This is a genomic window from Advenella sp. S44 (genome assembly GCF_002810445.1).
Classification (GTDB): Bacteria; Pseudomonadota; Gammaproteobacteria; order Burkholderiales; family Burkholderiaceae_B; genus Advenella.
The window spans coordinates 14,306-34,125 of the sequence record NZ_NEXS01000005.1 but is presented as its reverse complement, the minus strand read 5'-3'; the positions used below and the strand labels follow the sequence as shown (position 1 = coordinate 34,125).

Sequence of the window (19,820 nt, the reverse complement as noted above, 5' to 3'; positions counted from 1 at the left end):
ATTCGCATGACCGTTTCAAGAAGGCAGCCGCATCCGGACTACGATGATCCAATGATCTCGGAGTCTCAGGGTGTGCGCTACCTGCATTTCAATAGTGAATGGATTCAGGGCGCCATGCGGGTTGCCCGCCCCGAAAAGCTGGAGTTCGAATACACCCAACAAATGATGGCCTGGCTCCTGTTTCTTGCTCCACCCGTTGATCGGGATATCGGTATCCTGGGCTTGGGAGCCGGCTCTTTGACACGGTTTTGTCAACATCATTTCGATAGCGATATCGTTACCGTCGAATGGAATCCTCAGGTGACGGCAATCTGCGAATCGGCTTTTGCCCTGAGGCAGACAGGCTCGTGCCAGGTCGTCCACCAGGATGCATACGATTGGGTGCTGGATCCGTTCAATGACAATGGCTATGGCGTGCTGATGGTGGATTTGTATGACTACACCGCGCAGGGCCCGGTATGTTCCTCTGCCGAGTTTTATCAGGGATGCCGCAAGGTATGCCGTGATCTGGGTGTGGTAACGATCAATCTTTTCGGACACCATGGCAGTTTTCGCAAAAATATCCGCAATATCAGACGCGCCTTTGATGACCGTGTCATCCTGTTTCCGGAAACCGTAGACGGCAACCGGATTGTTATCGCCTTCAGCGGTCCGCCATTGCAGGTGACGCGCTCGCAACTGCAGCAACGTGCCCGGCTGGTACAAAGCCTGTACCGCTTGCCCGCAACCGGCTGGCTCAAAACACTGCTGAGCGAAAACGACAAGGGCGGCGAGCTGATCTGTTTTTAAAGGCCGACGCTTTCAGACGCCCGGCAACGATCCGTCACCGGTCAATTATTCTCGTTAACACCACTGGCGCAAAGCCTTGCGCTGTGCCAGAATCACCGGGTTCAGAACATGTCATTCAGGAGTAGTTATGATTAAGGGCACGTTTACTTTTTGTCTTTCAACGGCACTCGTTTCTGCCACCTTGCTTGCGGGTGCAGCCCAGGCAGCAGACAAATTCGTTGCGGTAACGGCAATCGTCGAACATCCGGCGCTGGACGCCGTACGCGATGGCGTCAAGGAAGGTCTGGCCAAGGAAGGTTTTGAAGAAGGCAAAAATCTGAAATGGAAGTACCAGAGCGCACAGGGCAATACCGGCACAGCGGCCCAGATAGCACGCCAGTTTATCGGTGAGACGCCCGACGCTATTGTCGCCATTGGCACACCGTCGGCCCAGGCGGTAATTGCCGCGACTAAAACCATCCCGGTCGTGTATTCGGCAGTGACAGACCCGATAGCCGCACAACTGGTCAAATCCATGGAAGCGACTGGCGCCAATGTCACCGGTGCCTCCGACGAGCTGGTTCTGGAAAAACAAATCGAATTGATCAAGCAGATATTGCCCCAGGCCAAGCGCGTGGGCATCGTTTACAATCCGGGCGAAGCCAATTCCAGCGTGGTGGTCAAGCGCCTGAAGCAATTGCTTCCCAAATCAGACATGACGCTTGTTGAAGCGTCTGCGCCGCGTTCGGTGGACGTCGGATCTGCTGCACGCAGCCTGGCTGGCAAGGTCGATGTCATCTATACCAATACCGACAACAACGTGGTGTCGGCCTACGAAGCGCTGGTCAAGGTCGGCAATGAGTCCAAGATTCCGCTGATTGCATCGGATACCGATAGCGTCAAGCGCGGCGCCATTGCTGCCCTGGGCATCAACTACAAGGACCTGGGGGTTCAGACTGGTACAATCGTGGCGCGTATCCTGAAAGGCGAGAAGCCTGGCAGCATTCCATCCGAAACCAGCAAAATGCTGGAACTGTTCGTCAACCCGGGCGCTGCGCAAAAACAAGGCGTTACATTGAGTGAAGACGTTATCAAAAGCGCCAAAGTGGTTGTGAAATAACCCGTTATCACTCTTTTCTGAGGCCTGGGCTTATCTCAGGCTTTTTTATTTGATCACAAGTTCTTAACATGTCTCTTTTTTCTTCCCTTGGTGCGCTCGAGCTCGGTTTAATCTACGGTCTGGTCGCAATGGGTGTGTTCATTTCATTTCGCGTCCTGCGATTTCCCGATCTGACAGTCGATGGCACGTTCGCTACGGGCGGCGCCGTATCCGCGCTGCTGGTCAGCAGCGGCTACGATCCGTTTTTGGCCAGTGCGGCCGCCATGCTTGTCTGTGGCTTTGCGGGAATGATTACCGGCTGGCTCAATGTCAAATTGGGGATTATGGATCTGCTGGCCAGCATCTTGATGATGACGGCACTGTATTCGATCAACTTGCGCATCATGGGAGGCCCCAATATCCCGCTCATCACCAGTGACACCGTGTTTACCCTCACGCAACCGGCAGCCATTGACGATTTTGTCTGGCGTCCGGCATTGCTGTTCATTGTGGTGATTGTAGCCAAAGTCCTGATCGACGCCTATTTTTCAACACGCTCCGGTCTGGCGATGCGGTCGACCGGATCAAATTTGCGGATGGCCCGCGCACAGGGTGTTTCGACCGGCCGCATGGTACTTATCGGCATGGCGCTGTCCAACGCACTGGTCGGCCTGGGCGGGGCGATGTTTGCCCAGTCTCAGGGCGGCTCTGATATTTCCATGGGCATCGGAACCATCGTCATTGGCCTGGCTGCCGTTATTGTGGGCGAAAGCATTTTGCCGGCAAGGCGCTTTCTTTTCATTACTCTGGCCGTCATCGTCGGCGCCATTCTGTATCGATTCTTTATCGCGCTGGCGCTCAACAGCGATTTCATTGGTCTGAAGGCACAGGACCTTAACCTTATTACGGCACTACTGGTGGCCATTGCATTGATTTTGCCCAAACTTCGTCGCAACCTGCGATTCAAAGGACGTGCCTGATATGTTAAATGCACAAAACCTGCACATTACCTTCAATGCCGGCACGCCCATTGAAACCCGCGCCTTGCGTGGTTTGTCGCTGACCATCCCCGAAGGACAGTTTGTGACCGTTATCGGATCCAACGGGGCAGGCAAGTCCACCTTTCTGAATGCAGTGTCGGGCGAACTCATGGTGGACACCGGTACGATACAGATTAACAACGAGGACGTGACTCGCAAGAGCGTCTGGCAACGGGCGAACAGTGTGGCGCGTGTGTTCCAGGATCCCATGGCCGGCACCTGTGAGGACCTCACAATCGAAGAAAATATGTCGCTGGCCTATTGCCGCGGCGGTGCACGCGGCCTTCGTCCGGCTTTGCGCGCTGATTTGCGGCAATTATTCCGCGAGCGGCTGTCGATCCTGGGCCTGGGGCTGGAGTCCCGGCTGACTGATCGTATTGGTCTGCTATCGGGCGGCCAACGCCAGGCGGTAAGCCTGTTGATGGCGGCATTGCAGCCAAGTAAAATTCTGCTGCTGGACGAACATACTGCCGCGCTCGATCCACGTACTGCGCAGTTTGTACTGGATCTGACGGAAAAAATCGTGACCGAGCAGAAACTGACCACCATGATGGTAACGCACAGCATGAAGCAGGCGCTGGAAGTCGGCGAGCGTACCATTATGCTTCATCAGGGACGGGTCGTGCTGGATGTGTCCGGTGAACAACGCCGCGATATGACCGTCACCGACCTGTTGCAAATGTTTGAGAAGGTCAGGGGAGAGCAGATCACCGACGACGCCTTGTTGCTTGACTGACGTCCGGGTGGGTCAAACCGCCGTCAAGTGATAAATGCAAAGTTGGCTGACGCGAGTAACAGACGCAAGTAACAAATGCAATTGAAAAATGCGAATGACAAATGAAAGATTCAAATGGCAAATGGCCGATATTGCTGCCTCACGCGGCGTATGGCAGCAAAATTTATGACGCCATGTTATTTTTAGGCCTAAGCTGGTGGCGCAGAACTCGCAAGCGGGTGAATACCCATGACGCGAGAACACTGCGCTGTGCGTCACATGACGGTTAGCCGGTTTACCCTTTACGGTTAGCAGGGTATTAATGATCTTGCTGTGTTCACAAAATCGTCTCCGAGCCGATAGAAACCCCTAATACTTAAGGGTTTATACTAAATAGTATTTGCTTAGGCAATTATTTTCTGGTTATAATCTTTTCTTCAACACCGTTCAATCAGCTATCCGTCAGGATCAGCCCTCGCTCTCAAGGTTTTCAGTCAATGTCAAACAGACTCTTTTTACACAAGCGCTATGTTGCAACAGTTTTGCTATCGTGCCTGGTTGCGCTTAGTGGTTGCGGTAAGGAAGATGAACAGGCCGGTGCTCAAGGCGGCCCGCCGCCCACGCCAGTCAGCACTGTCAAGGTGACCGAAACACCCACCACGATTTTCACGACGCTGCCCGGACGCGTCAGTGCTGTGCGTGATGCCCAGGTTCGTGCGCGCGTCAACGGCATTGTGCAGAAAATTGAATTTGAGCAAGGTCGTGAAGTCAAGAAAGGGCAGGTGCTGTTTCGCATTGACCCGGCTACCTACAAAGCTCAGTACGCGCAGGCGGAAGCTGCATTGAACCAGGCCAAGGCGACCGCCGGCAGTGCCCGGCAACTGGCTAATCGCTATGCAACCCTGGTCAAGTCCAATGCCGTGAGCCGTCAGGAATATGACGATGCCCGCGCACAGGCGAATCAGGCCGATGCAACGATCGCATCTGCCCAGGCCGCACTGGAATCTGCACGTATCAATTTGTCTTATACCGACGTGGAATCGCCCATTGATGGCATCATCGGACGCGCACTGGTAACCGAAGGCGCGCTGGTCAGCGGCACCGAGGCCACCGAACTGGCCAATGTGCAGCAACTGGATCCGGTTTATGTCGATTTCACGCAATCGACCTCGGAGTTGTACCGCTTGCGCAAAGCCATGGCGGAAGGTCAATTGACCCAGGTGGACGAAAATACGGCCCGCGTCCAGCTTGAACTGGAAGACGGGACGCAATATGCCGAGGACGGCAAGCTGCTTTTTACCGGCGTTAGCGTTGAGCCATCTACCGGCCAGGTGACGCTGCGGGCCACATTCCCCAACTCTGACAAGCTGCTGCTGCCAGGCATGTACGTTACCGTCAAGCTGGAGCAGGGCAAGGATGAAAAGGCACTGCTGATTCCAACACAAGCTATCCAGCGTTCTACGGATGGCCTGAGTAACGTCATGCTCGTGCGTGATGGCAAGGTCGCTACAGTCACCATCCAGACAGGCGGAGAAGTCAAGACGGATACGATCGTGACGCAGGGCGTTAAAGCCGGTGACGAAGTGATTGTTGAAGGATTCCAGAAAATCCGTCCAGGCGCACCGGTCAAACCTCAGCCATGGAAAAAAGACAAGGCGGCAGGCAATGATGGCCAGCAGCCTGAGTCTGGCGCTCAGGAAGAACCCAAAGAAGGGGGTGACAATGCCCCGACACAGGAAAGCAAGCCTGAACAGCAGGGCGACAAGCCGGCACAGTGAGTATAAAACATGTCTAACTTCTTCATTAACCGGCCAATTTTTGCCTGGGTTATTGCGATCATCATATTCTTTGCGGGTGTTGTTTCCATCCCCAATATGGCGATTTCGCAGTACCCTGAAGTGGCGCCGCCGACCATTACTGTACGCGCGACATACCCTGGAGCAGGGGCCGAAGAGGTCGCACGCTCGGTTACCAGCCTGATCGAAAACGAGCTTAATGGCGCCGAGGGCATGCTGTACTATGCCTCTACCAGCGACTCCTACGGTGCCGCCAAGATCGACGTGACCTTTGAACCGGGCGTCGATCCCGATCTGGCCCAGGTGGACGTCCAGAACCGCATTTCCAGCGTGAACTCCAAACTGCCACAGGCGGTGACCCAACAGGGTATTACGTACTCCAAGAGTACGGCGGGGTTCCTGATGATCGTGACCCTGACCTCTACCGATGGCTCGCTCGATGATGCCGGCCTGGGCGATTACATTACTCGGAATATCCAGAACTCGGTCTCCCGTATCAAAGGTGTTGGGGAATTCCAGCTGTTTGCTTCGCCACGCGCCATGCGTATCTGGATCGACTCGGCAAAAATGACGTCGTTTGGTCTGACTACCAGCGATATCAAAACCGCCTTGCAAACCCAGAACGCACAGATTACCGGCGGCACGCTGGGTTCGCCGCCTACGCCGGATGACCAGACCACCAGTGCAACCGTGATCGTCAATGGGCAGCTTAGCACCGTCAAGGAATTTGGCGATATCGTTCTGCGCGCCACAACAGGTGGTTCTACAGTCCGGCTGCGCGACGTGGCCCGTATCGAAGTGGGTGCCGATTCCTATCAGTTCGGATCACGCCTGAACGGGCAAACATCAGCCGCATTCGCCGTCTCGCTGGCTCCCAACGCCAATGCGCTGGAAACCTCGAATCTGGTTCAGGCCGAGATGGAAAATCTGGCCAAGTATTTCCCTGACAATATTGAATACAAGGTTCCGTACAACACGGCTCCATACGTCGATGCGTCTATCACCCAGGTCGTTCACACGCTGGTTGAGGCGATGCTGCTGGTGTTCGTGGTGATGTACCTGTTCCTGCAGAACATCCGCTATACATTAATACCGGCCATCGTGGTGCCGGTGGCTCTTATGGGCACCATGGCAACCTTGCTGTACATGGGCTACTCGATCAACACACTCACGATGTTCGCCATGGTGCTGGCCATTGGTATTCTGGTGGATGACGCCATCGTGGTGGTCGAAAACGTGGAACGGATCATGGCCGAAGAGGGGCTGCAACCCAAGGAGGCCACGGTCAAGGCAATGCCGCAGATTTTCGGGGCGATCGTGGGTATTACGCTCGTGCTGATGGTCGTGTTCGCGCCCCTGTTCTTCATGAGCGGGTCCGCCGGCGTGATTTATCGTCAGTTTGCAGCGTCGATGATCATTTCTATCGGCTTTTCCGCATTCCTGGCGCTGACCTTTACGCCAGCCATGTGCGCCACGCTGCTCAAGCCCGTGCCCAAGGGGCATCATGAGAAAAAAGGCTTTTTCGGCTGGTTCAACCGGTCGTTTACCAAAATCACCAACAATTACACCGGTTTTGTTGGAAGTCTGCTCAAGCGCGGTGGTCGCATGATGCTGATCTACCTGGGACTGGTTATTTTGCTGGGCTTTCTGTATTTGCGCCTGCCCAGTTCGTTCCTGCCGACAGAGGATCAGGGCTATGCCGTGACCAACATCGAGTTGCCGGCTGGTGTCTCGGCCAAGCGAACCGAGGACGTCATCAAGCAGGTCGAGCAATACTACGAGAAGCAGCCTGAGGTGGAAAACATCATTACCGTGCAGGGCTTCAGTTTCAACGGTTCCGGTCTGAACTCGGCCATCGCCTTTACCCCGTTCAAAAAGTTCTCTGAACGTAAGGGAGAGGAGCACAGTGCCATGTCGGTCGCCGGCCGTGCCACGGGACAACTGCTTTTCGGTATTCCCGATGCCATGGTGCTGTCGATTGTACCGCCGTCCATCCCGTCGCTGGGTACGGCTACCGGTTTTGACTTGCGTTTGCAGGACAGGGGCGGTATGGGCCAGACCCAGTTGCGTGAAGCAGCCAATCAACTGATACAACTGGCTGACCAGAGCGAAATTCTGTCCCAGGTGCGTATTTCCGGTCTGGGCCCTGGCCCGCAATTGAAAGTCACAGTGGATCGCGTCAAGGCCTATGCGCTGGGCGTGAACATGACTGAAGTGGGCAACGTGCTGTCGGGCACTATCGGCAACAGCTATTTGGGGCAATTTCCCAACCAGGGCTGGATGCAGAACGTGTGGATTCAGTCCGAAGCCGCGCAGCGGATGTCGCCGGACGATATTCTTAAACTGCGTGTGCATAACACCAGTGGCGAACTGGTTCCCATGTCTTCATTCGTGACCCTGGACTGGGTGCATGGCGAAACGCAGATCCAGCGCTACAATAGTTATGACGCCATCACCATCCAGGGGCAGGCCAATCCTGGCTTCGCCAACGGTGAAGCGATGGACGAAATCGTCAGACTGATCGGCCAGTTGCCTTCCGGTATCGGTTATGAATGGACCGGACTGTCCTATCAGGAAGTGCAGGCAGGCAATCAGGCCCCGATCATGCTGGCACTGGCCTTTGCCGTGGTATTCCTGGTACTGGCCGCCTTGTATGAAAGCTGGTGGATTCCGCTGTCAGCGGTGCTGATCGTACCTCTGGGTATGCTTGGCACGGTAGGGCTGGTCACCCTGGTAGGTATGTCCAATGACATTTACTTCCAGGTCGGTATGATTACGGTGATCGGGCTGTCGGCAAAGAACGCGATTCTGATTGTGGAGTTTGCCAAAGATGCCTACGCATCTGGCAAGGGCCTGGTTGAGTCGACGCTGGAAGCAGCCAAGCTGCGGTTCCGTCCTATTCTGATGACGTCATTCGCGTTTATCATGGGCGTCATACCGCTGATGCTTGCCAGTGCCGAGGGTGCTGCAAGCCAGCAGGCTGTCGGTTTTGGTGTATTTGGCGGCATGCTGGCAGCGACACCGTTTGCCGTGCTGTTCGTGCCGACATTCTTCGTGGTTGTCATGACGTTCTTCAAAGTGAAGCCCCGCCTGCTGGGTCGCCAGGCTGACGAACACGAGAAAGCAAGCGAAGCGGAAAGAGAATCTCAACACATCTATACCGATGTGGCTGAGGCAGATGACATGACCGCCGATGGCGACAAACGTCAGGACGGATCACCTCCAAAAGGAACTGAATAATCATGCAAGGGTCACAACGTACATTGCCCCGTTTGTCCGCAGTTTTCATCGCCGTTGTACTGGCCGGCTGCTCGCTGTCGCCAGACTATACACGGCCGGATGCACCGATTCCGTCTTCCTATCCGGACCAGAACAACGCAAGCCAGGCCTCGGCTGCCGATTTAGGCTGGGAGCAGTTTTTCCGTGAACCACGCCTGAAGGCGCTGATCGGTCTGGCCCTGGAAAATAACCGTGATATGCGGATTGCAGTTAAGCGGGTTGACGAGGCACGCGCCCAATATGGGATTACACGCAGCGATCAGTTTCCGCAAATTGGTGCCACGGCGCAGGAAACTGCCCAGCGCATGCCTCCCAATATGCGCATGACCGGTCCCGACAGTCCTTCTGTGACACGCAGCTTTACCGCAGGCATTGGCATTACCGACTTCGAACTGGATTTCTTCGGTAAACAGCGCAATCTGTCCGAAGCGGCATTCCAGTCCTACCTTGCTACGGTAGAAGGGCGCAAAACGGCGCAGATCAATCTGATCGGGCAATTGGCCACGGCGTATTACAACCTGCGGGCGGCGCAGCAGCAACGGGACCTGGTAGCCAAAACACTGAAGTCGCGCCAGTCTACCTATGACCTGGTTCAGGCGCGTTTTAAGGGCGGCGTCGCGTCGGCACTGGATGTGAATCAGGCAAAAACATTGCTGGATTCGGCCAGGGCGACCTCGGCTGAACTGGACCGCAGTGAACGACTGGCCACCAACGCGTTACAGCTCATTATCGGCGCGCCGATACCGGCCGATCTGCCAGCACCCAACCCGTTTGCGGGCGATGTCTTAATGCAGAAAATCCCGGCGGGGTTGCCTTCCGATCTGCTGGTGCGCCGTCCCGACGTGATTGCGGCAGAACATGAGCTGCTGGCCGCCAATGCCAATATCGGCGCAGCTCGGGCTGCTTTTTTCCCTAGCATCTCGCTCACCGGCCTGATCGGTTCTGCCAGCCTTGGGCTCAGTACGCTATTTTCCGGCGGTCAGGGTTCCTGGTCGTTCAATCCTGTCATCAACATGCCGATCTTTACGGCAGGACGCTTGCGCAATAATCTTGAACTGAGCGAAGTGCGCAACGACATCGCAGTCGCGCAGTATGAAAAAACCATTCAGACTGCATTTAAAGAAGTGGCCGACTCGCTTGCCGGCGAAGCAACCTACAGCGCTCAATTGCAAGCGCTCAGGGATCAGCAAAAATCGGCATACGAGTCGCTCAATCTGTCAAACTTGCGCTACAGAAATGGGATAGACAGTTTCCTGCAGGTCCAGACTGCACAAGTCAATTTGTTTAGCGTGCAACAAAGTTTCGTACAAGTCGGACTTGAGTCCTTGCTCAATAAAGTCGAGTTGTACAAAGCCCTGGGCGGCGGCTGGAATCGCGACACGGTCATGCGTCCGAATCCGGACGCGCCAGTGGCGGATTCGACTCCGGTTTCCGCAGGCGACAGCACTTCGCCATCAACACAGCCATAGTTCGGGATATTTCATGATTGATTTGGGTGTAAATATTGATCATGTCGCCACGCTGCGTCAGCAGCGCGGCTGCGGTTATCCAGATCCGATTCGCGCAGCGCTTCTGGCCGAGCAGGCGGGCGCCGATGCAATTACCCTGCATTTGCGCGAAGATCGCCGACATATCCAGGACAGCGACGTGCAGGTGCTCAGACCCTTGATCAAGACACGCATGAACCTGGAATGCGCTGTCACCGACGAGATGCTGGATATCGCCTGTCAGGTGCGTCCGCATGACGTCTGTCTGGTACCAGAGAAGCGCCAGGAGTTGACCACCGAGGGAGGACTGGATGTACGCACCCATTTCGAATCGGTGACCCAGGCTATTCGCAAGCTGGATGCCGTCAATGCCCGGGTTTCGCTGTTTATTGATCCGGACGCCGAACAGATTCGTGCTGCCGTGCAAGCAGGAGCGAGGGTCGTCGAATTGCATACCGGGTCGTATGCCGAAGCCAGGGACGAGCAGCAGATGGTTGAACTCGATCGCATTCGGGTCGCGATCGCCGAAGGGTTGCGCCAGGGTCTGAAAGTCAATGCCGGCCATGGCCTGCACTATCAGAACGTTCAGGCCATTGTGGCGCTTGGCGGGATATCCGAACTGAATATCGGACATGCTATTGTCGCCCAGGCGATATTTGACGGCTGGGAAAAGGCAGTGCGCGACATGAAAGCGCTACTGCGCAATTGAGACAGCGGTTGAGCGCGAAACCTCCTTTGGAATCAGGGTCATGGGCCCATTTTATGGGTCGCTGCGCTATCATAGCTGTATTGCAACTTAGGTAACTTGTCCATGACTGAACCCATTGATTTTTTGTTGTCCCGCACTTCCATGAAGCTGGTAACTTCACCTGCCCCGAGCGACGAAGATCTGGCCCGGATTCTGCAGGCGGCCATGGCTGCCCCTGATCACGGCGCCCTTCAGCCTTGGCGCTTCAAGATAATCCGCGGCGAGGCCATTAAGAAGTTCGCTGATTTCTCAATCGCGCTGCGGCAAAAGAGCGATACGCCATTTAAGCCCGAAAAAGAAGCGGCGACCCGCGCCTGGCTAAGCGAAGTGCCCATGATTATTGCCGTAGCTTGCCATATTGATTACGGCAATACGGCCATCAGTGAGACTGAGCGGGTCCTAGCCACTGGCGCCGGCGTCACCAATATCCTGAATGCGGCTTACATGCTCGGCTACGGTGCGTTCTGGAGTACCGGCATCGCCACCTATATTGACGAATTTCAGTCTGGCCTGGGCTTTGACTCCCTTGATTATCGGTTCATGGGTTTTATTGCAATCGGTACGCCCAAAATGGCGATTCCACAGAAAAAACGACCAGACTATACGCAGTTCGTGCAAGAGTGGACTGAACCACAAGACGTCTGAAATCAGGCGCAGCCTTCCGATCACAGTGGCGGCTTTAACGGCTAAACATCTCTGCTGCGGCGACAAGTCGCCGCTAAAACATCATCGCTGCGGCGGCATGTTGTAAGCGAGAACAATCTCGCTGCAGGAGCCGACCACAGTCGATACAAAAGTAAACATAGTTGGCGTCTGCGGAAGCCGCGCAGAACATTATCTATTCTTCGTATCAGGCGCTAAGCGCTGGCCCCATTTTTTCCTTGGTTTTAATTTTTACTCTGATCCTGGCCTTTATCCTGGCTCTGATCTTTGTTCTGATTATGGCCGTGGTTTTGTTCCGCGTTTTGATCCGTGTCCTGACCTGCGTTCTGTCCCGACTCCCGAGACGGATTCTGATCTCGGCCCTCGTCTTGTCCCTGATCCGAATCGTCAAGCGCCGCCTCTATGGAGGCCACGTCTTCGGCAGCCGCCTGTTCCTCTTGCTGTTCACGGGCATCAGCGCCCGGCATGCGTGCCGTTGTGGCCTTGCTATCGGATACCCCGGCCCGCTCCTCACGCAATACAAAGGAACGCACCAGCAAGATGGTACTGATGGGCGAGGTGATGAAAACAAAAACGCCGATCAAAATTTCATGCAGAAAAGTCCGATCCTTCAGGCTGAACGTCAGAAGCAGGGATGCCAGTAGCAGGCACCAGAGTGCAGTAGAGTAGATGACCGCCTGTATATGAGTACGGGGCAGGAAGCTGTTAACCCGCACCATGCCAATGCTGGCCGTCAGCACCAGCAAACCGCTCAGAACCATCAGGATAGCCGCGGGAATCACGATAAATGGAGATAATGTTTCCATCATGGTTCGATGACCTCGCCGCGTAATAGAAAGCGCGCCATTGCCGCGGTACTCAGAAAGCCGAACAGACTGACCAGCAAACCGATGTCAAAATACCAGGATGTGCGATACAGCATACCTAGCGTGAGCGCAATCATCATGCCGATCAGATACAGGGTGTCGATGCCCAGAACACGATCCTGAGGCGTGGGGCCGACAAAAAGAGGGTGACTCAGAATCACGCCTGCCAGTGCGAAACAGAACAGGGTGAAATAGCAGGACCAGATCAGAAGCGTTTCCATTATTCGAAGATCTCCTTCAATGGCTTTTCATAACGTTCAATGATAAATGCTGCCCAGTCAGCCTCCTGCGGCAGATCCAGAATATGCAACTGGACGTATTGGCCAGATTCCGGAAACCCCGCCCAAAGTGTGCCGGGCGCATAATTGATGATCGCCGCCAGAATCGCAAGACCGTGCGGATCCCGCAGTGTTAGCGGGACGTTAACAAACCCGGGCGTAATCCGAATCTTGGGATAGCGCATAACCAGTTTGATGGCAGTCATATTGGAGCGAAAGGTATCGAAAAGCACAATACCCGTCAGTTTAAGGATGACCCACAGGCGTCGCGGCCTGGCCAGAAACGGCCGCAGGCGACGGGACATGAGTACGATGATCAGCGAAGCCGCAACACCGAAAGCCACTGAACCCAGCCCGACCGGGGTGCCGGCCAGCAATATCCAGATGACGGCGAGAAACAGGGTCATGGGCACCCATGAGAACCATGACTTCATTGCACACCTCCATGTAGAGACATGGCTGCAGGCCGGCTGTTGAGCACGGCTTTCATATAGGCCCCGGGATCATCAAGTTGCTGGGCGGTCAGCGATAACTGATCCATGACGGGCCCGGCAAAAACGGTCAGCGCAATACACAACATCAACAGCAGGGTAATGGGAAAGGCTTCCCGGCGACTGAGCACGGGCGGTTCCAGTTTTTCGCTGCTCCAGAACATCCGGATGCCGGCTCGTCCCAAGGCGATCACCGTTGCCATTCCCGAAATCAGCATGGCAATCACCAGCAACCATACGCTGCCGGTCGTGGCCGCGTCGGTCTGTGACAGATCCAGCGCCTTGGACAGCAGTGCAAACTTGGCAATAAAGCCGGAAAACGGAGGCATACCGGCGATTACCAGCGCACAGATGAAAAATGCGAGTCCAAGAAATGCCAGGGCAAACGGTATTGGTTTGCCTACAACGGTTCCGGAATAGTCGGATCGGTCTTCGTCTTCGGCGCTGAACGCTTCAAGACTGACTGCCAGCACGTTGCCGCCAAAAGACTCGGTACGCTTAATCAGTTCAATCAGATAGAAGAAAGTACTGGTGACCAGCACGGAACTGAGCATATAAAACAGGGATGGGCCGGTCAGAATGACACTGGGCATGCCGAGTGCCGACAGCAGCGTACCGGATGACATAATGATGCAATAGCCCACCAGCCGGCCGCTGTTTTTCTCCGAAAGAATGCCCAATGTGCCAAACAGCAGCGTTGCCAGGCCGATGACATACATCCAGTCGCCACTGAAAGCTGCGGGCGCGCCTGTGGGCAATAGCAGCGATCCGATACGCAACAGGGCATAGATGCCCACCTTGCTCATGATGGCGAACAATGCGGCAACGGGCGCCACGGCAGCCGAATAGGCGCTGGTCAGCCAGAAGTTTAACGGCCATGCGCCTGCCTTGATAAGAAATGCGATGCCAAGAATGGCGCAGGCGGCCTCGAACAGACGGCGGTCGTCGCCACTGAGCGTGGCTGCACGCAGGCCCAGGTCGGCCATATTGAGCGTCCCCGTAATGCCATAAAGCACAGAAATGGCAATAAGCAGCAGGAACGAGGCAATCAAATTAACGGTCACATAATGCAGGCCGGCAGCTACGCGGGCCATGCCCGAGCCATGCAGGGCCAGGCCGTAGGAAGCAGCCAGGAATATTTCAAAAAACACAAACAGATTGAACAGGTCACCAGTCAGGAATGCACCGTTCAGGCCCATCAGGATGAACTGGAACAAGGGATGGAAAAATACGCCGGCCCGATCCCACAAGGCGGTTGAATAGAGCAGCGAACACAATCCCAGCACAGCGGTGAGCATCAGCATGATGGTACTAAGCTGATCGGCAACGAGCACGATGGCAAACGGCGCCTGCCAGTTGCCCAGCAGATAAACCATAATATGGTTATCGTAATCATTCGGGATACGCCCGGTTGTCATACCGAACATAGCCACGGCCACGCCGAACTGGGCAAGCACAGAGGCCACGCCAAGGATAATGCTCGCGTTGCGATGCTGATCGCGCAGTACCAGCATAAACGCGCCCACAATCATCGGAATGACGACGGGCAATATGGGCAGGTGATTCATCCAAGCGCTCATTGCGACTCCGTTCCGTCTACATGGTCAGTGTTGGACAGGCCGCGCAGCGCGAGAATGACAACAAGAAACAGGGCCGTGGTGGCAAAGCTGATCACAATGGCCGTCAGCACCAGCGCCTGGGGCAGGGGATCCGCATAATTGGCCAGCGTTGTCGCTACCCCTTTTTTCAGGATTGGTGGGGCGCCGGTCGTCAGCTTGCCGGTGGCAAAAATAAACAGGTTGACTGCATAGGACACCAGCGTCAATCCGATAATGACCTGGTAGGTACGCGGGCGCAACAGCAGCCAGACACCCGAGCCGACCATAATGCCGATAGCAAGCGATAAAATCAGTTCCATGATGGGGCTCCCTGCGTGTCTGGTGGCAATGCCGGTCTGACCGTAGCGGCATCATCTTGAGCACTCGCGGTGTCGTCATTGCCCGTATTGTCTTCGGCAGCTTCGGCCGTCACTTTTTTGTAGAACCTCAAGGATTGGTGGCTCAAGGCGACCAGCATAAACAGGGTAGAGCCGACCACAACTGCAAACACGCCTAAGTCGAACAAGATGACACTGGATAAATGCAGATGGCCTAGCGGGCCCAAATTAATATCGGCTGCCAGCGCAGACAAAAACGGCAACTTGAACAGCCAGGCAGATATCCCTGCGGTACCGGCCATGAGCAGTCCGCCGGCAATCCAGTATTGGGGAAAGATGCGCGAACGATCTTCGACCCAGCGGATGCCGCCCATCATATATTGGAGGATCACCGAAGCGGCAAAAATAAGGCCCGCGACAAAGCCACCGCCAGGCAGATTGTGGCCACGCAGCAGGAAAAACAAGGCAATCAGCGTAGAGATCGGCATGACAAAGCGCGACATCACGGTCGGCACCAGCATGGTGCCACGCGGCAGCTCGGCGTCTTTATCCACGCTCGCAGTATCACCGCGCTGACGAAAGCGCCTGTCTTCCAGGGCTTTCAGGCTTTCGCGAGGTGGGCGGAAACGCCGCAACAACGCATATACGGTAAGCGCGACAATACTGAGCACCGTGATCTCGCCATAGGTATCAAACCCACGGAAGTCGACGAGCAGGACGTTCACCACATTCGTACCCCCGCCTTCAGGCAGGGCTTTTTCAAGATAAAACGAAGAGACGCCTTCTGGTCTGGGACGCGACAGTTGCAGATAAGTGAGGATCGACATGCCCAGACCTGCCACCACGGCGATTGTCATGTCACGGAAGCGCCGGACCAGCGCCCGGCCACGGTCGGACGGTGGTTCGGTCGACATTCTGCGCGGCAACCAGCGCAAGCCCAGCAAAAGCAGAACCGTGGTAACCATTTCGACAACCAATTGCGTGAGCGCCAAATCGGGGGCTGACAACCACAGATACGTCAGGCTACAGCACAGGCCGGCGCCGCCGAGCAGAACCAGAGACCGAAATCGATTGTATTTGGCCTGGTACGCCGCGCCAATCGCACAGCACGACCCGATAATCCACAGCAGGGTAAAGGGCAAATCGATGTTGCGCATAACGAGTTGCGGCCAGGCCTCAAACAGCAGTAAAGGCATGATCGTGACCACAACCGTGATAACAACGATCCACAACACCTGCGGTTGAAGCCGCTTGGTTGAAAACACAGTCATTGCCTGATAGGCGACGGTATCGAGCAGGTTCATCAGCCCGTCAAAAAAAACACGCCCATCGATGCGGTATAGCAACGGTGTCTGGCCTGGCGAGCGCCGCTGCAGCGGTCGCAGGACAAACATGAGCAGGACGCCGCCGCCCATGGCGATCAGACTCATGGTAAGTGGCAAGTTGAAGCCGTGCCAAATGGCAAGGCTGTATTCCGGCAGGGTCGGACCGAGAATTGAGTGGGCTGCTGAATCGAGCACCGGACCGATCACCGTTTGCGGCATGATGCCGATCAGCAGGCAGAGCAACACCAGAATGCCACTGGGCACCAGCATCCAGCGTGGCGGCTCATGCGGTTGGCTGGGCAAGTCGGTTGCGACGGGCCCAAAGAAGACCTGGAGGATCAGTCGCAGGGAATAGGCGACACTGAACGCACTGGCCAGCACGGCAAATACCGGCAACCAGCTGGACACTTCAAGGTAATCCGGCAGAGTCAGGGTTTCGGCAAAAAACATTTCTTTTGAAATAAAGCCGTTAAGCAGCGGAACGCCTGCCATGGCCGCTGCGGCAACCACGGCAAGCGTGGCGGTGATTGGCATCGCCTTGCGCAAACCCGACAGCAATATCAGGTCCCGCGTGCCGGTTTCGTGATCGACGATACCCGTGGCCATGAACAGCGACGCCTTGAAAGTGGCATGGTTGATCATGTGAAAAAGCGCCGCTATCAGTGCCAGCTTGCTATTTAGGCCCAGCAATAACGTAATCAACCCCAGGTGGCTAATGGTGGAATAGGCCAGGACCGCCTTCATATCCCGCTGGAACGTCGCCGCGTACGCGCCCAGGAACAACGAGCACAGTCCCGCCATGCCGATAATCCAGAACCATGCCGAGGTGCCGGCAAGCACAGGCCAGAATCGGGCCAGAATAAATACCCCGGCCTTGACCATGGTTGCCGAATGCAGGTAGGCCGATACCGGCGTGGGCGCTGCCATGGCATTGGGCAGCCAGAAATGGAACGGAAACTGCGCGCTTTTGGTGAGCGCGCCCAGCGCAAACAAAATCAGGATGGCCAGGTACCATGGATGATCGCGCAGCAAATCGCCGGAATCCAGAACGGCGCCCAGATCATAACTGCCTACAATATGCCCGATCATGAGCATGGCCGCCAGCAGACAGAACCCGCCGGCTGCGGTGATGGTCAAGGCCATCCTGGCGCCGCGCTTGGCATCCTGGCGATGATTCCAGTAAGCGATAAGCATAAACGACGACAGACTGGTCAATTCCCAGAAGATCACCAATTGGATAATGTTGCCCGAGAGGACAACGCCAAGCATCGAACCCATGAACGCCAGGAAAAAGGCGTAAAAGCGGGTGACCGGATCCCGTGGCGACATATAGTAGCGCGCGTAAAGCACCACCAGCGCACCCATTACGGTAATAAGCAGGGAAAACAGCCATGCGTAGCCGTCCATGCGAAACACCAGATTGAGTTTATATGATGGTACCCATTCCAGCGTCTGGACAATCGTGTTGCCTTGCAGCACATCGGGCAGCAACGACAAGGTGATCAGCGCACCGATCACTGCAATAATGCCTGCCATCCATGCTTCCGGTGCCCTGGCGTGCACGGGTAGTAAACCAACGAGGATACTACCCAGAAACGGAAGAATTAGAAGCAGGATTAATGACATTTAGTGCTATTTATGAAGAATTATGGCGAATTATTACAATCATACTTTATCTTTTTAGATCGACGCTTATATTTTTCGTTGCCTGCTGAATTTGAGCTGACAAAATGACAGTTTTGATCGCGCGAACGTGTGCGAGGTGCAATGCATTTGCGTAAAATGGCGACTGTTTTGATTATGACGAGCGACGCCAGCGGGCGTTTCTACACAGCTCGCAATGATATGCAGCCATGGCGCAACAGTCATGGACACGCTTGATAAATCCGGGTAAATCATTTTAGCGACTAAAGATCCGCCACAGTCCCCTTGTACAGGACCGATCCGGACGGACGATCATTGCGTGAACCGCCGTCGGGCTCAAGACTGATCAGCAACTGGTCGCCGGCCTGAATCGGGCCGATTTTTTCTGCGGACAGCCGAAAGGCTTTGCTGTCCCGGATCAAGCCAAGCGCGCTATCGTTATCGTTGGCGTGCTTCCAGACCTGCAATACCAGCCCGTCCGATACCGTCTGACGTACCACGGGAGAAAACAGGGCATCGCCGGCGGCATTGATACGGACTACCCATCCCGTTTGCGTGCTACTCATGGACGAATCAAGCACTGCAACCTTCTTGGGCAGATCCGAGGGCGGGGTGCCCACGTACCAGAATGCGAGCGCGGCAATGCCCAGCAGCAGCGCCAGGCTGCGCCAGAAAGGAAGCATGAACCAAAGTTTGCGCAATGTGGTTTTCAGGCCCGATCCATACGTCAGCTCGCCTCCGTCTTCGTCGACAGAGTCTGTAGCGGTAGCCGCAGGAGACTGGATCGGCGCCTTGGCAAAGGCTTTGGCCTTGACTTTCTCCCATACGCGACTGCCGACAACCTGCGCAGGCAACTGACTGAGCAAATGCGTAAACTGGGCCTCCCACAACAAGGCAATGCGCGAGACGCCCGCATCGTCATTCATCAGTTTGTACACGAGCTTTTCTTCATTCTCGGACAAGCCTCCCAGAACGTATTCGCCCATTTTTTCCGTAGCGTGATGGGGCGGCGAAAACTCAGGTAGATGCTTGGCCAGGTGCTGCAGCCCGAGAAACAGATTTTCCTTGAATCGGCCTAGCGGCATGCCCACTTTGGTCGCTGTTTGCGCCTGCGACATGCCACTGAAATACATATTGATCAATGCTTTTTGCGGCTCATCGGGCAATTCTTCCAGATGCAGATAAAATGCCGGCGTTGCCGGCAAGTCTTCGCGCACGTCGGCGTGCAGATTACTGCTGACTTCATTTAATACAGATTCATCCTGATTCTTGCTGGCAGTCTGTATGGCATCATAGTGCTCTTTGAAAATCTGGTTGATGCGGTAACGCAGGATGGAGTAGATCCATCCACGCGCCGGACCCATGTCTTCATCATAAGCCTCGGCATTGTTCCAGATCAGCACAAAGGCCGATACGACCGCCTGTTCAGCCAGATGGTAGTTGCCAAGAACACGCAGGGAAAGGGCGAGCATGGGCGGCGCCTCATGTTTGAACAGCGTCTGTAATGCGCTTTTCTGTCCTTTTGCACACGCTTTTAAGTTTTTCTCGTAGTTAAAAGGGGTGTTTCTGGCAAACATTTACTTTTTCCAGGCAATTAGGTGAAAATAGATTCAAGTTTAACCGTAAACCGGCCTATTGCATACGCTTGACATCAGTCAGGCTATCATTCAAACCCTCGTAACAGC

16 protein-coding genes are annotated in these 19,820 nt (G+C 55.2%); 9 read left to right on the top strand and 7 right to left on the bottom strand.

The annotated features are described in order from the left end of the window. The first annotated feature begins 6 nt into the window (after positions 1–6). The 9 genes from CAP48_RS11765 (at position 7) to CAP48_RS11725 (ending at position 11,577) form a co-directional block, all read left to right on the top strand. Positions 7–789 carry a spermidine synthase gene (locus CAP48_RS11765; RefSeq protein ID WP_192871328.1) on the top strand — a complete coding sequence of 261 codons (783 nt, stop codon included), beginning with the start codon at positions 7–9 and terminating at the stop codon, positions 787–789. Between the two features lie 127 nt (positions 790–916). Continuing rightward, entirely contained in the window at positions 917–1,888 is a 972-nt protein-coding gene (locus tag CAP48_RS11760; RefSeq protein ID WP_100696940.1) for an ABC transporter substrate-binding protein, read from the top strand. A 68-nt stretch (positions 1,889–1,956) separates the two neighbouring features. After that, positions 1,957–2,847 (top strand): ABC transporter permease, encoded by an 891-nt coding sequence (locus CAP48_RS11755; protein ID WP_100696938.1) that lies wholly within the window; start codon positions 1,957–1,959, stop codon positions 2,845–2,847. Position 2,848: 1 nt separating this feature from the next. Beyond that, entirely contained in the window at positions 2,849–3,643 is a 795-nt protein-coding gene (locus CAP48_RS11750; protein ID WP_100696936.1) for an ABC transporter ATP-binding protein, read from the top strand. A gap of 476 nt (positions 3,644–4,119) precedes the next feature. Further along, on the top strand, positions 4,120–5,400 hold the full coding sequence (locus CAP48_RS11745; RefSeq protein WP_242444468.1) for an efflux RND transporter periplasmic adaptor subunit: 1,281 nt from the start codon (positions 4,120–4,122) through the stop codon (positions 5,398–5,400). 9 nt (positions 5,401–5,409) lie between these two features. Continuing rightward, on the top strand, positions 5,410–8,658 hold the full coding sequence (locus CAP48_RS11740) for an efflux RND transporter permease subunit (protein ID WP_100696934.1): 3,249 nt from the start codon (positions 5,410–5,412) through the stop codon (positions 8,656–8,658). A 2-nt stretch (positions 8,659–8,660) separates the two neighbouring features. Further along, on the top strand, positions 8,661–10,166 hold the full coding sequence (locus CAP48_RS11735; protein WP_100696931.1) for an efflux transporter outer membrane subunit: 1,506 nt from the start codon (positions 8,661–8,663) through the stop codon (positions 10,164–10,166). A gap of 13 nt (positions 10,167–10,179) precedes the next feature. Then, positions 10,180–10,893 (top strand): pyridoxine 5'-phosphate synthase, encoded by a 714-nt coding sequence (pdxJ, locus tag CAP48_RS11730; RefSeq protein WP_100696929.1) that lies wholly within the window; start codon positions 10,180–10,182, stop codon positions 10,891–10,893. 102 nt (positions 10,894–10,995) lie between these two features. Beyond that, on the top strand, positions 10,996–11,577 hold the full coding sequence (locus tag CAP48_RS11725; RefSeq protein ID WP_100696927.1) for a nitroreductase: 582 nt from the start codon (positions 10,996–10,998) through the stop codon (positions 11,575–11,577). Between the two features lie 242 nt (positions 11,578–11,819). Here CAP48_RS11725 and CAP48_RS11720 read toward each other — a convergent pair whose 3' ends face one another. The 7 genes from CAP48_RS11720 to CAP48_RS11690 form a co-directional block, all read right to left on the bottom strand. Further along, positions 11,820–12,404 carry a monovalent cation/H(+) antiporter subunit G gene (locus CAP48_RS11720; protein WP_100696925.1) on the bottom strand — a complete coding sequence of 195 codons (585 nt, stop codon included), beginning with the start codon at positions 12,402–12,404 and terminating at the stop codon, positions 11,820–11,822. Then, on the bottom strand, positions 12,401–12,682 hold the full coding sequence (locus CAP48_RS11715; RefSeq protein ID WP_100696923.1) for a K+/H+ antiporter subunit F: 282 nt from the start codon (positions 12,680–12,682) through the stop codon (positions 12,401–12,403). Before CAP48_RS11715 ends, CAP48_RS11720 begins: the two co-directional genes overlap by 4 nt. Next, on the bottom strand, positions 12,682–13,173 hold the full coding sequence (locus tag CAP48_RS11710; protein WP_100696921.1) for a Na+/H+ antiporter subunit E: 492 nt from the start codon (positions 13,171–13,173) through the stop codon (positions 12,682–12,684). The genes CAP48_RS11715 and CAP48_RS11710 overlap by 1 nt, the downstream gene beginning before the upstream one ends. Further along, positions 13,170–14,810, bottom strand: coding sequence for a monovalent cation/H+ antiporter subunit D (locus tag CAP48_RS11705; RefSeq protein ID WP_100696919.1), 1,641 nt, complete (start codon positions 14,808–14,810; stop codon positions 13,170–13,172). The genes CAP48_RS11710 and CAP48_RS11705 overlap by 4 nt, the downstream gene beginning before the upstream one ends. Continuing rightward, positions 14,807–15,148 carry a Na+/H+ antiporter subunit C gene (locus tag CAP48_RS11700; RefSeq protein ID WP_100696918.1) on the bottom strand — a complete coding sequence of 114 codons (342 nt, stop codon included), beginning with the start codon at positions 15,146–15,148 and terminating at the stop codon, positions 14,807–14,809. The genes CAP48_RS11705 and CAP48_RS11700 overlap by 4 nt, the downstream gene beginning before the upstream one ends. Beyond that, positions 15,139–18,117, bottom strand: coding sequence for a monovalent cation/H+ antiporter subunit A (locus tag CAP48_RS11695; protein ID WP_100696916.1), 2,979 nt, complete (start codon positions 18,115–18,117; stop codon positions 15,139–15,141). The genes CAP48_RS11700 and CAP48_RS11695 overlap by 10 nt, the downstream gene beginning before the upstream one ends. Before the next feature lie 281 nt (positions 18,118–18,398). Beyond that, on the bottom strand, positions 18,399–19,712 hold the full coding sequence (locus CAP48_RS11690) for an anti-sigma factor domain-containing protein (RefSeq protein ID WP_100696914.1): 1,314 nt from the start codon (positions 19,710–19,712) through the stop codon (positions 18,399–18,401). Positions 19,713–19,820: the final 108 nt, after the last annotated feature.